Genomic DNA, 14620 nt, shown 5'->3' with positions numbered 1-14620 from the left:
GCCATGCCGCTGACCAGTACGCTCATTCATGCCCGCCAGATCATCGAGACCCAGCTGCAGTTGCTGTGGTCGAACACTCTTCCGTGCGACCAGATCGCGCCGTTGATGTTATGGAGCGCGCCGGGGCTAGGCAAAAGCCAGCTCGTTCGTGACCTTTGTGCCGAAACCGGCATCGACTTCATCGACGTGCGTTTGGCTGAAATGGATGCTCTCGACATCCGGGGCATGCCGACCCCACGGGGTGACACGCTCCAGTGGCTGATCCCCGATCTATGGCCCCGAGACCCAGCGTCGCGAGGGATTCTGCTGCTCGACGAATTGCCAGCTGCCGATCGCGCCGTCCAAGTCGCCGCCTATGAGCTGCTGCTCGATCGCCGCTTGGGAGAGCTGTATACCCTGCCAGCTGGCTGGCTACTCGTCGCTGCGGGAAATCGAATCGAAGATCAGGCGGTGTCCTTCCCCATGCCCTCGGCTTTGGCCAACCGTTTCCTCCATGTCGAGCTGGAAGCGGATATCGAGGCATGGACCCGCTATGCGGTGTCACGGCGGCTGCATCATGACATCATCGCCTTTTTGCGCTTGAAGCCCGACTACCTGCTGGATCATGGCGACAACGCCCAGCGGGGCTGGCCCTCGCCCCGGACATGGGAGCGTGTGTCCCATCTGCTCACCGCGAATACCGACCTCGATGACATCACCCTGCGCCTCATGGTGCAGGGCTTGATTGGTGAGGCAGCCACCACAGAGTTCATGGCATTTCGCGAGGGCACCCATCACCGAGTGGACATCCCCGCCATGCTGCATCGCGAGGTCCCCGTTGAACTGCCGGAGCGCAGCGATCAGCAATTGGCGTTCGTAGCAGCGATGGTGCACTACCTCTGGCACGGCGATGAATCGATGCAGTCCACCCGACTATCGGTGTTCTTGGAGGTCGGGCTGCAGCTAGGAAGTGATCTGGCCACCTTGATGCTCATCGATGGATTGCGTCACGAGGACGATGCCGTCAGTCATCAGCGTGCCGAGCAGGTCTTTGGTCACCCGGCTTTTCCGGCATGGCTGGAGTGCCATGGATTGCCCATGGAGGAAATCATCGAGGCCCCCGATGTTGACTTGCCGGAGGGTCGCTTCTCGCTGTTTGGCGAGCCCACGCTCGATGATGACGCCGCCGACAAGGGACCGGCACAGGGAGGGCGCCAGTGATGCAAGACGATCTCGTGGGATTTTCCCCTGATCCGCAACGCGACCACGGCGCTCAACACACCTCTCGTGCCATGACCCTGCGATCGCCTTCGTCTGAGGAGCAGGCGCTCAAGACCGAGCAGCATCGTGTCTGGCAACAGGAGGTGCAGCACTTCCTGATGACATACCCGTTTACCGCGCGCTTGGTCATGCGTTTACCGCTGATGATGGTGGTGGACGACAGAGTGCCGACCGCGTGTACCGATGGCGAGCGGGTATTCGTGAATGCCCACTTCGCTTCCCGATGCACGTCCGCGCTGCGACGCTTCGTGTTAGGCCATGAGCTGTACCATGTCCTGCTCGGTCACTTTCAGCGCCAGTATGGTCGGGACCCGTTGCGTTGGAATTTGGCCGTCGATGCCGAGGTGAACTATCGACTGCTATGCGATGGCTTCTCGCTGCCCCATGATGCCGTGCTGTATCCGGCACAAGCCGGCAAGAGTGCTGAGGCCATCTACCAATGGTTGTTGGCCCATCCGCAACCCGAAGTGGATACCCCGTTCGATCATCACGGCAACCTGCTGGCTTCCCCAATCGGGGGCCACCGGGACGGCACGATAGTCGTGGATACCGACTACCGCCCCGTACTGGCAGACTCTCAGCGGGCGCGACAGCTGACGCAGCAATGGCAGCAGACGGTGCAGCGGGTCAGTGAGACCAGTTGGCCGGGGTCCGTGCCTTGCGGCATGGAGCAGATGCTTCACACCGATACGGTGTCTCGGGTGCCTTGGCGTCACGTGCTGGCCGACATCATTCAGTCGCGTGCGGGAGGCATGCCCTCATGGCAACGTCCTCACCGTCGACACTGGGGCCATGGTCGCTATCTGCCGGGGCGCTATCACAAGACGTTGCGTCTGGTGGTGGCCATTGATTCCAGTGCCAGCACCCGCAGTCATTGGGCTCGCTTCCTTGGGGAACTTCAGGTTTTGTTGGTCAGTGCGGATCGGGTAGACCTCCATGTCATCGAGGCGGATGCCGCGATACACCGGGAGCGTTCACTCTCCTCGCTCCATGAGTTGAACGCGCTGGCAGATGAGGCAACGCCCGAGGGAATGACCCTGATGGGCGGTGGCGGTACCGATTTTCGCCCCGTGTTCGAACGGGTCGAGGCGCTGGTACCGGACTGTCTGGTCTATCTCACCGATGGGCAAGGACGCATGCCGACGCAGCTGCCCTCGGTCCCCGTGTTCTGGGTCATGCCCGAAGAAGCAGACCTGTCGGTCTCATGGGGTCACATCGTGGTCATGGAGGAAACATGAAGGTTATCTTTTCGCACGGCAAGGAATCCGGCCCGTATGGCCAGAAGATCGTTCAGATGTCGCAGGTCGCTCTGACCAAGGGGCTTCAGGTACAAAGTGTCGACTATCTGGGCATCTCGGAACCTGAGGCACGCGTAGAAAAGCTGGTGAAGGTGCTATCCGTGACCAACGGCCCCTGTCTGCTGGTGGGCTCCTCGATGGGGGCCTACGTGTCGCTCGTGGCCAGCCAGACGGTTCCGGTCGCAGGACTGTTCCTGCTGGCACCTGCGGTGGGGCTACCCGGCTACGCTATGCAGTCGGGCTTCCAGCTGGAAGGCGTGTCCACGTCGATCTGCCACGGCTGGGGCGATAAAGTTGTTCCGGTGAGCAACGTAGTGGCTTTCGCCGAGGAGCACCGAGCGGACCTACATCTACTCGACAGCGATCACCGGCTAACATCAGTGATGCCAGATATCAAGACTCTGTTCGCGCTCTGGGTCGACGTACAGCTTGGCCGAGCCGGATAGCGGTACGGGTGTTGGAGCCATCTAGCTGTGCGGGACCACCGAGTGGACTGCCGCAGCCATGGGCGCTAGCTGACTGACGATCTCTATCTTGGACGCAAAAAATCGGTATGCTGGTAGGACCTTAGGCCATGGCCCTATGCGACGGAGCGAGTGGGTGGCGCCGAGCAGGGCCATGATCTGCCTCGAACCGGGAAAGCGTTGAGAGATCGATGAATAGTACAGAGCAGCAGTTCCTGAAGGAGCTCGACGACAAGCTTTGGAAGGCCGCCGACAAATTACGAGCCAATCTGGATGCGGCTAATTACAAGCATGTAGTACTGGGGCTGATCTTCCTGAAATACGTCTCCGACGCCTTCGAGGAGCGCCAACGTGAGTTGCGGGAGCTGTTCCAGCACGACAGCGACGACAACATCTACTACCTGCCATGCGAAGACTTCGACAGCGACGAGGAGTATCAGCAGGCGCTTGACGAAGAACTGGAGCTTCTCGACTACTACCGCGAAGCCAACGTGTTCTGGGTGCCCAAGGAGGCGCGGTGGAGCACGTTGAAGTCCAAGGCGGCGCTACCCATCGGTTCTGTGCTGTGGCAGGACGTCAACGGCAACGACGTGAAGCTGCGCTCGGTCTCGTGGCTGATCGATAACGCGCTGGATGCCATCGAGCGTGACAACCCGGAGAAGCTGAAAGGCGTGCTGACCCGTGTCAGTCAGTACGAGGTCGATAACGATAAGCTGATCGGCCTGATCAACTCCTTCTCAGACACCTCGTTCGCAAACCCCGAGTTCCAAGGCCAGAAGCTCAGCCTCCAGAGCAAGGACATCCTCGGTCACGTCTACGAATATTTCCTCGGCCAGTTCGCCTTGGCGGAAGGTAAGCAAGGCGGGCAATACTATACACCGAAAAGCATCGTCTCGTTGATCGTAGAAATGTTGGAACCCTATAGCGGGCGCGTCTACGACCCCGCCATGGGCTCGGGCGGCTTCTTCGTCTCCAACGACAAGTTCATCGAAGAGCACGCCAAGGAGTGGCACTACAACCCCAGCGAACAGAAGAAAAACATTTCCGTCTACGGGCAGGAATCCAACCCCACCACATGGCGCTTGGCAGCCATGAACATGGCCATACGCGGTATTGACTTCGATTTTGGCCGAAAGCCTGCTGACACTTTCCTTAACGACCAGCACGCTGATCTGCGCGCTGACTTCGTGATGGCCAACCCGCCGTTCAACATGAAGGACTGGTGGAGTGAGTCGCTCGCCGACGATGCACGCTGGAAATACGGCACCCCGCCCAAGGGCAACGCCAACTTCGCGTGGCTCCAGCACATGCTCTACCACCTGCGCCCAGCGGGAAGCATGGCACTGCTGCTCGCCAATGGCTCCATGAGTTCGAACACCAACAACGAAGGCGAGATTCGCAAGCGGTTGGTGGAAGAGGACTTAGTGGAGTGCATGGTTGCACTACCGGGTCAGCTGTTCACCAACACTCAGATTCCCGCGTGCATATGGTTCCTGACCAAGGACAAGACCGGTGGTCTATCGCCCAACGGCGTCAAAAAACGCGCGCGTAAGGGCGAAGTGCTGTTCATCGACGCCCGTCAGCTGGGCTATATGAAAGACCGCGTCATTCGCGACTTCACCGCTGACGACATCAACAAGGTCGCGGATACCTTCCACGCGTGGCAGCGCGATCAAAACTACGAAGACGTCGCCGGGTTCTGCAAGTCCGCCACCCTCGCTAACCTCCAAAAGCACGACTTCGTGCTGACCCCGGGGCGCTACGTGGGTGCGGCTGACGTGGAAGACGACGGTGTGCCCTTCGCCGAGAAAATGACACTGCTGACTGAGCAGCTTCGCGAGCAGTTTGACGAAAGCGACCGGCTGGAAGCGGAGATCAAGCGGAATCTTGGGGGGCTAGGGTATGAAGTTTAAAGAGTATGCCTTTCGTGACCTTCTAACCAATATCGTGGACAATAGAGGGCGTACTTGTCCTACCGCAGAACAAGGCATACCTCTTATCGCTACAAACTGTATCAAGAATACAAGGCTGTATCCGGTTTACGAAAAGCTCCGTTACGTTGCGGAAGATACATACAAAAATTGGTTCAGGGGGCATCCGAAACCCGGCGACATGATTTTTGTTTGCAAGGGCTCGCCCGGAAGAGTGTGCTGGGTACCTGACCCAGTTCCATTCTGTATCGCACAAGATATGGTCGCTATCCGGGCTGACGAGACAAAAGTTTATCCGAGATACCTATTTGCGTTACTACGCTCAGAAGAGGTTCAAAATCAGATTCTAAATATGCACGTTGGGTCTTTGATCCCTCACTTCAAGAAGGGTGACTTCGCGAACCTTTACCTGCAAATTCCTGAGGACATGGGTTACCAGCACCAAGTTGGTGATGCATATTTTTCTTTCTGTGAGAAAATTGAAAGCAACCACCAAATCAACCAGACCCTCGAACAGATGACCCAAGCCCTCTTCAAAAGCTGGTTTGTCGATTTCGAACCGGTCAAGGCCAAAGCCACCACGCTAGAAGCGGGCGGCAGCGATGAAGACGCGCTATTTGCCGCTATGGAGGCTGTGTCAGGCAAAACAAAGGATCAGTTGATCAAGCTAAGCGCCGAACAGCCCGAACGCTACGCCGAGCTGCGTGCCACCTCCGAGCTGTTCCCCTCAGCGATGCAGGACAGTGAGATGGGGGACATACCGGAGGGGTGGAACTGTCTACCACTTGATACTATTGCCAAATACCAGAACGGCTTAGCTCTTCAAAAGTACCGCCCCGAAAATGAAGATGATTATCTACCCGTAGTCAAAATTGCGCAGCTCAAAAAAGGGTTTGCCGATGGCAAAGAAAAAGCATCATCAAATATTAAGCCTGACTGCATTATTGATGATGGGGACGTAGTTTTTTCTTGGTCTGGTTCTCTGATGGTGGATACTTGGTGTGGCGGGAAAGCCGCCATGAACCAGCACTTGTTCAAGGTAACGTCAACAGACTATCCTAAGTGGATTTACTATAACTTTACTAGGCACCACCTAGAAGAGTTTCAGCGCATAGCTGAGTCCAAGGCAGTGACTATGGGGCATATAAAGCGTCAACACCTGCGTGAGGCGTTGTGTGCCATTCCTGATAATCCGTTAATAGAGGCTGCTGAGCAGCATTTAGGCCTACAGCTGAATAAACAGATTAACTTGCGGTTAGAAGCCAAAACACTCTCTAAACTGCGCGATACGCTACTCCCTGAGCTACTTTCCGGCGACCTGACGATGTCGAACGTCGAGGAGGCGCAGGCCGAATCACAGGACGTGGTGCATGTATAAAACCGACGTTGCTCAAACCCGCACCACACCGCTGGAAAACAAGTGCTTAGGTGAGATGGACTTTACCGAACGCAATACCTATCAGAGTGGTTGGGAAACTGCCCATAGGCGTTGGAACAGGGTGATGGCGAAGGTCTGTTGATCACCGAGATGTAGCTCGACGGCTTTGATGATATCCGCAAGCGGTTGGGTCTGCTATCTGCCGAGCAGATGGCAGCTTGATAACAAGCCAGCGACTTTCAAATCCGCCGAGATGTCCCATGGTTAAGCGGCTGAAAATTCAGTAACTGCAGTCGTTTACTGTAGCTATAGAATAGGGAGCAGGGGATGACCGAGGATCAACTGGAGCAGGCGTGTCTGGGATGGTTTGCAGACAATGGCTGGGAGATTGCTCACGGCCCGGATATCGCACCGGATGGCACGTCTCCTGAGCGGGCTGATTATAGGAAGGTGTTGCTGCTAGGCGACGTCGAACAAGCTGTGAAACGCATCAACCCACACCTCCCTGAGACCGCACTGGAACAGGTGGTCGCGCAGGTCAGCAAGCCCGAGAGCTTCGATCTCACTATTAGCAATCGTGCCTTTCATCGCTTACTGCTCGATGGCGTGCCGGTGAAGTACAAAGACGGCGATGACGAGGTCTACGACCGCGCTTTCTTAATCGACTTCACCCATATTTGTGAAAATCGCTTCCTCGCCGTCAATCAGTTCACCATTGAAGGCACTAAACAACTCCGCCGCCCCGACGTTGTGTGCTTCATCAACGGCTTGCCTATCGCGGTGGTAGAGCTCAAAAGCCCCAGCGATGAAAACGTCAGTATCTGGGATGCTTACAACCAGATTCAGACCTACAAGGACGAGCTCACCGAGCTTTTCGTGTACAACGAAGCCATCGTTATCAGCGACGGCTACAATGCTCGACTAGGCTCTCTCACCGCCAATCAAGAACGCTACATGCCGTGGCGCACTATCCAGCACGAAGACGACAAGCCGTTGCTGGAGAGGGAAATGGAGACCATGGTACGTGGCTTTTTCGATCGTGATCGGCTTCTTGACTACGTTCGTTACTTCGTTATTTTCGAGACCGATGCGGATCGATTGATCAAAAAAATCGCTGGGTACCATCAGTTCCACGCCGTTCGTGAAGCGGTACACGCGACTGTGATTGCAGCGCAGTCCCCTGAAGACAACACACTGAACGAAAGACGCGCCATTTACGGCGAGGAAGTGGAGATAGGTAGCAAGAAAGCAGGAGTTGTCTGGCACACGCAAGGCTCCGGCAAGAGTATCTCCATGTGCTGCTACGCGGGGAAACTGCTACAGCAGCCGGAAATGAACAACCCGACCCTGCTGATCGTCACGGATCGCAATGACCTTGATGGCCAGCTCTTCGCCACGTTCAGCAACGCCAAGGAGCTACTGAAGCAAGACCCCGTTCAAGCCGATAATCGGGACGAGCTACGCCATCTGCTCGCTGAGCGTGACTCAGGCGGGATTATTTTCACCACGGTTCAGAAGTTCGCGACGCTAGAAGGGGAGGTGACTCACCCCATTCTCAACGATCGTCATAACATCGTTGTAATCTCGGACGAAGCCCACCGTAGCCAATACGGCTTGAAGGCGAAGCTCAAACAGGATGGTTCCTACAAGTTCGGTTACGCCAAGCACATGCGTGACGCCGTCCCGAATGCGTCATTCATCGGCTTTACCGGCACGCCCATTGCCAGTGAAGATAAGGACACTCGCGCGGTGTTTGGCGACTACGTCTCGGTCTACGACATTCAGGATGCTGTTGATGACGGCGCGACAGTGCCGATTTACTACGAGTCGCGCTTGGCTAAGCTGGACATCAATCGAGGCGAGATTGCCGCGCTGTCGGATCAGGTCGAAGAGGTCTTCGAGGACGAGGAAGATGTTGGCACGCGTGAACGCGCCAAGGGCAAGTGGAGCCAGCTAGAAAAGCTCGTCGGCGCCGGGCCGCGCTTGAAGGAAGTCGCCGCTGATCTGGTCGATCATTTCGAAACGCGCAGTGCGGCTATCGAAGGCAAAGCCATGATCGTGGCCATGAGCCGTGAGATTTGCGCCCACTTGTACAACGAAATCACCGCTCTGAGATCCGATTGGCACGATCCAGACCCAGATAAGGGCGCAATCAAGATCGTGATGACCGGCTCGGCGTCGGATAAACCTCTGCTGCAGCCGCATATCTACAACAAGCAGACTAAGAAGCGGCTAGAGAAGCGCTTCAAAGACCCCGGTGACCCGCTCAAGCTTGTGATCGTTCGGGATATGTGGCTGACCGGCTTCGACGCCCCCTGTTGCCACACCATGTATGTCGACAAGCCCATGAAGGGCCATAACCTGATGCAGGCTATTGCCCGCGTGAACCGTGTATTCAAGAACAAGCCGGGCGGCTTGGTGGTCGACTATATCGGCATCGCCAACGAGCTAAAGCAGGCGATGAAGACCTACACCGATGCCAAAGGCAAAGGTGCGCCCACCCATAGCGCGGAAGAGGCCTATGCCGTACTGCTGGAAAAGCTCGACGTTATTCACGGCATGTTCGCCAAAGGCCCGAACAGCAAAGGCTTCGCCTACAGCGGCTTTGAAAACGATCCCAATAAGCTGCTGATACCAGCAGCCAATTACATCATGGGACTGGAGGATGGTAAGAAGCGCTTCCTCGACACAATGCTGGCCATGAACAAGGCATACTCGCTGTGCAGCACGCTCGACGAAGCCCGCGAATTGCACAAAGAGATCGCCTTTCTGTCAGCGGTAAAGACCGCCATTACTAAGGTCACAAGCGTCGACCGCAAGCTAACCGAGGACGAGAAGAACACGGCACTCAAGCAGATTCTGGACAATGCGTTGGTCTCCGAAGGTGTCTCCGATGTGTTTGCGCTGTGCGGTCTCGATAAGCCGAACATCGGCCTGCTGTCTGACGAGTTCCTCGAAGACGTCAGTCAGATGCCCTACAAAAACTTCGCGGTCGAGCTGTTGGAAAAATTGCTGAAAGACGACATCAAAGCCAAGACCCGCACCAACGTTGTACAAGAGAAAAAGTACGCAGACCGCCTGCAGGAAACTCTGAGAAAGTATAACAATCGGGGCATTGAGACGGCTCAGGTGATCGAGGAGCTGATCGCCATGGCCAAGCAGTTCAAGGCGGAAATGGAGCGCGATGCGGCACTGGGACTGAACCCGGACGAGGTGGCCTTCTATGATGCATTGGCAACGAACGAAAGTGCCGTTCGTGAGCTGGGTGACGAAACCCTAAGGGCGCTCGCCATCGAAGTCACCAACAAGCTTCGAAGCTCCACGACAGTAGACTGGCAAGTTCGAGAAAGCGTACGCGCCAAGCTGCGGATTCTGGTGCGACGAACTTTGCAGCGCTACAAGTATCCACCAGACAAGGCTCCTGAGGCCATCGAACTGATCCTGAAACAAGCCGAGGTGCTGTCGAACGGGTGGACAAAAGAAAAGGCCCACGTGATGTGACTGCATGACTACGTTGAAGAGGTCCTCCTTAACCGCTTCATTGAGCGGGAGGTCAGTGCCCATCAATAGCTCATGGAAACCAGCATCAGGCTTCGTGCGCGCGCTTCTCCGCCCGCTGAACCGTGCTCACTCCGCAACCAACTATGGAAGCGGTCTTTCGTATGCTGAGTCCATGACGGCGGAGCTCCAGTATTTGAGCATGCACTTCTTCATTGGGGGGGCGGCCCTTGTAGCGCCCCTCGCGCTTCGCCTGCTCGATCCCCTGCCGCTGGCGTTTCCGACGGTCTTCCCAGTCCTTGTGGGCTACAGCAGCTAACATATCCATCAGCATTGAGTTCACCGCATCGAGCATCCGCCCCGTGAAGTCATCGCCAGTCCCCAAGTTCAAGGCGGCGTGGCTTGTCGGTAGGTCCAGCGAGACAACGCGCAGGCCAGCACTCTGGATAGCCCCCTTGAGGCGATCCCAATCGGGCTTGCTGAGGCGGGTCAAGCGGTCGACCTGCTCCACGAGCAGCACATCTCCGTACTGGGCATCATCAATGAGCCGCGAGAGCTCGGTGCGGTCTACCTTGGTACCGCTGGCATTCTCCGTGTACCAAGCAGCTACCTTGACCCCTTTTTCTTCCACGAAGGCGCTGAGGGTGTCACGGGCGCGACTCGCATTCTGGTCATCGGTGGAAGCTCGAAGATAAGCGCGTATAAAGACAGCGTGTTCCATTGGCATCCCTCCGAGCGTCCATGTGTTCATTTGGATATGTTCATATTATATGTGTTCACTTGGATTGTAAATAGCCACATATGAACACGAACACAGCGGGATGCAGACTGTACTCGCTCAGGTATACTCTCTTGAACATATGCGTAAAATGTGTCGTAGCCTAATTAACTGTGAAAAACAAAATTTTATAATTCTCTTTGTTTGTTAAGGATGAGCATGGAACTTTTTAAGGGTAAGCTTAATGAAGAAGTTAAAACAATCTTGGCTGGCTATAACAAGAAAGAAACAGTAGCGATTGTTTCAGGGTTGCTGGTGAACCCAGAATACCACTCTAACAACGTAAGGATGGAAGCCCTTTTGCATTATTCTTTGCTTCATTGTAAAGGAGGGAATAAAACTACAAGGACGACTTTTGAAAAATGCTTAAACAAAACAATGACTAACCTTGGGCTGGCATCCTTTGAAGACCCTATTGAAGATGTTTTTGTGTCCAGTATTATGACAGAGGAAGGGGACTTGAGGGTTATTAACTCCGTCTGGGAGGGGAATGACTACTATGCACAACTGCTATTAGATGTGGCTGGGATGTTTGGGGGGGACCATGAGTTATCTGCATTAAGAAAAAAGTGCCTGAACCTAGTCAGGCTTAGCGAAGCGGTTGCCTCACGCGCAGGACTAGAAAGAAATGAATATTCAAAAAAATCAAAGCCTAAAGAGAGAATTTCTCTTCCTAACACATCTCAGTTAGATAAGATTGGCCGCCTGACATGTTTTGATGAAGATGGCTTAAAATCTATTGGGTTGAATGAAGAAGCACTGATCGATTTTGTTTATCATGATATTCGCAATAGCGATATAATTAATTCAAGGATAGGTCACTCTCCCGTAGAAAGAAGGCCGATAGTAAAGTTTGGAAGTGAGTTGATTTTAGCTCTTCCCGGAAGTGTAAGTGTTGCAATAAGACGTTTTTTCCTTGAAGAGTGCTCTCGTTTGGGGTTTCTCTCAGAGTTTGAAGAGGCTATGGATGCCTATCAAGCAAATTTGCTTTCTAGAGCTCATTTTGTAAGCACAGCTAAAAACAAGTATTTGATGCGAGGTGAGGAGCAGGCGTTAGGGATGCTCCCGAAATTGAATAATATTGTCATTGAATGGTCAGATGGAAGGTATGTTCAGTTTTTGATTCTATCTGACAGTCTGAAGAATATTCATGAGGAGGGATTGGATAGTTTCTTTAAATTATCTGATGATGGGGTAACAAAAGTAGAGGCTGTGATTGATAATACGTCTAAACATTTTAGGGGGTTGAATAATTTTAAACACGGTTTGACAGTAGTGACTACTGGAGGTCTTGGGCGGGGAGTTAACATATCTCTACCTAAAAGTACTGATGGTTGGGACATAGCATCCTTGAGCTTCAGTGACATATTGCTGTTGTCGAATTCATACAAAGAAGGAATGACGGATTTTGTGGAATGTATGATCCAAAAGAGCTGGGTGGTAAATAAAAACGTATCCATATTCAATGTGAACGGAGACATTAACTACTTCGGTTTTTGGATTGGTCATAATTATCAGTGTTTGCCTGAAGAATTGGGTGCCGAACAAGGAGGCATGCTTAACCTATATACCGATTTTGTTTTTCCTGTTCGGAGTGGTGCTAGGGCTGAAAGTGATCTTCACTCTTGTAAAGATCATGATGGAAGTTGGTTGCGTGTCGAGAGGCTTACAAAGGACGCATTTTATGAAGGAATGCGTCACTTGCCTATTTATATATCGCCATGGCAAATATCAACAGGCTTTTTGAATGGTGTGGTTGAAACTAGCCTTTTGAATGTTTGGTTTGGTATTTGGCCTCCTAGTAATGTTGGTGGCGAATTAATATATGAATGGTGGAGCAGTATTCTCAATATGCTGCACGACCTTATAGGGTTTGCTTCAGCAAAAACCTCCTTCACCTCTTGTGGCAGCTTCCAAGTGCAGTTAGATACAACCCGGTTGAAAGATGTTGGTAAAACAGATCCAGTAGCCACTTCTCAAACTGGTGTTGATGTTTATCATGATGAAAACGGGGAATGCTCCATATGCCTGCAGGAAAATTTTTTATCTAATTTTTGTCAGCCTGAAAACTACGGTGAAAAGCTGATAGCATATGTCATTGTTAAAGAAATAAAAGAATTTCTCCAAGGCAAAGGGGTAGAGGATTTTCCCGAGGTGGACTTTGTTGTTAATAACGTCCTTGATGATCAAGGCGTTAGAATCATTCATTTATTTAACTCTAAAGATGCTACAGAAGCTCTTCTGGGCTCGGAGGCTTCCAAGCCAGTATTTTTTAATGAAAAGCTGATGACGTTTCGTAAGATCGTTGTTGGTAATGCCTTGGGTGTATCTAGTAAAACGTTGGAAGGGAAAAAGTCTTGTGGGAGCTACTTAGGTAAAGCTGTAAGCCTGCTGTGGGAAGAAATTAGAGATGAGATAAAAAAGTGTGATAAATTAGGATTGGTCCAAAGCTTATGCAGCAACCTCCTGTCAATTGAGCAAGATAGAAAGCAATGGAAAACAACAGCTAAGGCGTTGCATGCTATTCATGAGAAGCATGATAATACTGTTGAGGTTTCTGGGAGAAGGGAGTCGAAGAGAAGTCTAACATCTATGTCGTGCCGCGCTCTAATTGAAATGGCAGTCTGTGAATGTGAGTTGTCAGAGCATGTTAAAGAAATATCTCATAAGGACCTTGAAAGCTTAATTTCAAAGTGCGCACTGCTGATTCAGATTGCTTCTGACTCAGATGCCATTCACTGGGGTATGGTTCCTCCATTTATAGAGATAGCTAATAATGGTACTTATAGTGTACAGGCCGATACCACTGCTTCAGTAGTCGTTCCTTATTTTAACGGCCACTTCAAGAATCAATTTGAGGATGCGGTTGAAGCTTACAGTGATCTTTATGACTTTGATGATCACTCTCCCCATGAGGCAGCTGAAAATACAGTTTCTGGCGATTTTAGAGATGCGTTTTATTGCGAGCATGGCTTTTCTATAGATGTGTACATTGACTGTTTCGCAGAAATAATTGACACCCTTGTTGAACGTGATGCCACCTCTCTTCACGTCACTGAGGACTGGTTGATTAATAAGATATGTTTAGAAAGAGGGCTAGATGCTAGTGTGGTTGCAGTTTTTTTAGAGAGCTTTTCACTCAAGCCTAGAGCATCATGGGAGAATCCTCCAAAACCTTTTGTAAATCGTGACATTGCTCCTTGGAAGCATAAGAGGAGACTGAGTTGTTTAATCTTGCCTATTCTGAAGCTGAGTGATGAAGATATTTTTCTGGATTTGAGTTTGATCAAGCAGTCTATTTCATATTTTTTGGAAAGAGCAGAGAAGGGGGAGTTTAATACGGAGTTTTTTCGATCAGATGCGATGAGGAGTTACGTGGGGAGTATGGTCGAGCTTCGTGGTCGAGAGTTTACTAATGCAGTAAAAACTAAGCTAGAAGAAATAGGCTGGATCGTTAAAAGCGAAGTTCTAATGTCTACTTTAGGGGCTCCTGATAGCTTGGGGGATTTGGGAGATGTTGATGTTCTTGCTCTGAGCGACGAAGGTAAGCTGTTGGCGATTGAGTGCAAGAGATTGCAAATGGCAAAAACAATATCCGAAATCGCGGATGTATGTAATCGTTTTAGAGGAGAAGAAAAGGATGAACTGAGCAAGCATCTAACGCGTGTAGGCTGGATTACGGAGAATCTCCAAAAGGTACAAGTTTTTTTGGGTGGCAGTGTTTTTATAAAGGATTTTGATCATGCTCTAGTTACTAGCACTTCTGTCCCCATGAAATATGTTGAAGATTTGCCCATAGATAACGATCGTATTGTGTCATATAGAGAAATTGAGCAATCGTTTTTGGGGCTTTGATGTATGGTATTGTTTTTATTGCCCACCTGACTTGAGCTCTTGGTAAGTTTAAATGGTAGGTTGTGATCGAGGCCCTTCGATATATTTCGTGGGGCCGTTTTTTGTTGCGTACTTATTAAGTGTGGGGTTTAAGTTGTGAAGCATAATGTTCACTGGAA

Annotated in this window: 9 protein-coding genes; 8 read left to right on the top strand and 1 reads right to left on the bottom strand. The window is 52.0% G+C overall.

Features of this window, described 5'->3' with window-relative positions:
• Nucleotides 1–3 precede the first annotated feature (3 nt).
• The 7 genes from P1P91_RS09300 (at nt 4) to P1P91_RS09270 (ending at nt 9832) form a co-directional block, all read left to right on the top strand.
• A complete protein-coding gene (locus P1P91_RS09300; RefSeq protein ID WP_311882168.1) occupies nt 4–1200 on the top strand; it encodes a MoxR family ATPase in 1197 nt (398 codons plus the stop codon).
• Nucleotides 1200–2498 (top strand): vWA domain-containing protein, encoded by a 1299-nt coding sequence (locus tag P1P91_RS09295; protein WP_311882167.1) that lies wholly within the window; start codon nt 1200–1202, stop codon nt 2496–2498. Before P1P91_RS09300 ends, P1P91_RS09295 begins: the two co-directional genes overlap by 1 nt.
• Nucleotides 2495–3004: a YqiA/YcfP family alpha/beta fold hydrolase gene (locus P1P91_RS09290; protein WP_311882166.1), complete on the top strand. Its 510-nt coding sequence runs from the start codon at nt 2495–2497 to the stop codon at nt 3002–3004. The genes P1P91_RS09295 and P1P91_RS09290 overlap by 4 nt, the downstream gene beginning before the upstream one ends.
• Nucleotides 3005–3213: 209 nt before the next feature.
• Nucleotides 3214–4935, top strand: coding sequence for a class I SAM-dependent DNA methyltransferase (locus P1P91_RS09285; RefSeq protein WP_311882164.1), 1722 nt, complete (start codon nt 3214–3216; stop codon nt 4933–4935).
• Entirely contained in the window at nt 4925–6331 is a 1407-nt protein-coding gene (locus tag P1P91_RS09280) for a restriction endonuclease subunit S (protein ID WP_311882163.1), read from the top strand. The genes P1P91_RS09285 and P1P91_RS09280 overlap by 11 nt, the downstream gene beginning before the upstream one ends.
• Nucleotides 6324–6473 carry a hypothetical protein gene (locus P1P91_RS09275; RefSeq protein WP_311882162.1) on the top strand — a complete coding sequence of 50 codons (150 nt, stop codon included), beginning with the start codon at nt 6324–6326 and terminating at the stop codon, nt 6471–6473. The genes P1P91_RS09280 and P1P91_RS09275 overlap by 8 nt, the downstream gene beginning before the upstream one ends.
• A gap of 185 nt (nt 6474–6658) precedes the next feature.
• Nucleotides 6659–9832 (top strand): type I restriction endonuclease subunit R, encoded by a 3174-nt coding sequence (locus tag P1P91_RS09270; RefSeq protein WP_311882160.1) that lies wholly within the window; start codon nt 6659–6661, stop codon nt 9830–9832.
• Between the two features lie 85 nt (nt 9833–9917).
• On the opposite strand, the gene P1P91_RS09265 is transcribed toward P1P91_RS09270, so the two are convergent.
• Nucleotides 9918–10580 carry a recombinase family protein gene (locus P1P91_RS09265; protein WP_311882159.1) on the bottom strand — a complete coding sequence of 221 codons (663 nt, stop codon included), beginning with the start codon at nt 10578–10580 and terminating at the stop codon, nt 9918–9920.
• A 186-nt stretch (nt 10581–10766) separates the two neighbouring features.
• Between P1P91_RS09265 and P1P91_RS09260 the strand changes: the two genes are divergently transcribed.
• The gene (locus P1P91_RS09260; protein ID WP_311882157.1) at nt 10767–14462 is read left to right on the top strand and encodes a hypothetical protein; all 3696 of its coding nucleotides are present in this window, start codon (nt 10767–10769) and stop codon (nt 14460–14462) included.
• Nucleotides 14463–14620: the final 158 nt, after the last annotated feature.

Source organism: Halomonas piscis, from assembly GCF_031886125.1.
Taxonomy (GTDB): Bacteria; Pseudomonadota; Gammaproteobacteria; order Pseudomonadales; family Halomonadaceae; genus Vreelandella; species Vreelandella piscis.
Note: the sequence above shows the minus strand (reverse complement) of the source record. Positions and strands in the feature narration are given on the sequence as shown.

Coding starts and splice junctions, on each gene's coding strand:
- P1P91_RS09300 (WP_311882168.1), top strand. CDS start 4: ATGCCGCTGACCAGTACGCTCATTCATGCCCGCCAGATCATCGAGACC.
- P1P91_RS09295 (WP_311882167.1), top strand. CDS start 1,200: ATGCAAGACGATCTCGTGGGATTTTCCCCTGATCCGCAACGCGACCAC.
- P1P91_RS09290 (WP_311882166.1), top strand. CDS start 2,495: ATGAAGGTTATCTTTTCGCACGGCAAGGAATCCGGCCCGTATGGCCAG.
- P1P91_RS09285 (WP_311882164.1), top strand. CDS start 3,214: ATGAATAGTACAGAGCAGCAGTTCCTGAAGGAGCTCGACGACAAGCTT.
- P1P91_RS09280 (WP_311882163.1), top strand. CDS start 4,925: ATGAAGTTTAAAGAGTATGCCTTTCGTGACCTTCTAACCAATATCGTG.
- P1P91_RS09275 (WP_311882162.1), top strand. CDS start 6,324: ATGTATAAAACCGACGTTGCTCAAACCCGCACCACACCGCTGGAAAAC.
- P1P91_RS09270 (WP_311882160.1), top strand. CDS start 6,659: ATGACCGAGGATCAACTGGAGCAGGCGTGTCTGGGATGGTTTGCAGAC.
- P1P91_RS09265 (WP_311882159.1), bottom strand. CDS start 10,580: ATGAACACATGGACGCTCGGAGGGATGCCAATGGAACACGCTGTCTTT.
- P1P91_RS09260 (WP_311882157.1), top strand. CDS start 10,767: ATGGAACTTTTTAAGGGTAAGCTTAATGAAGAAGTTAAAACAATCTTG.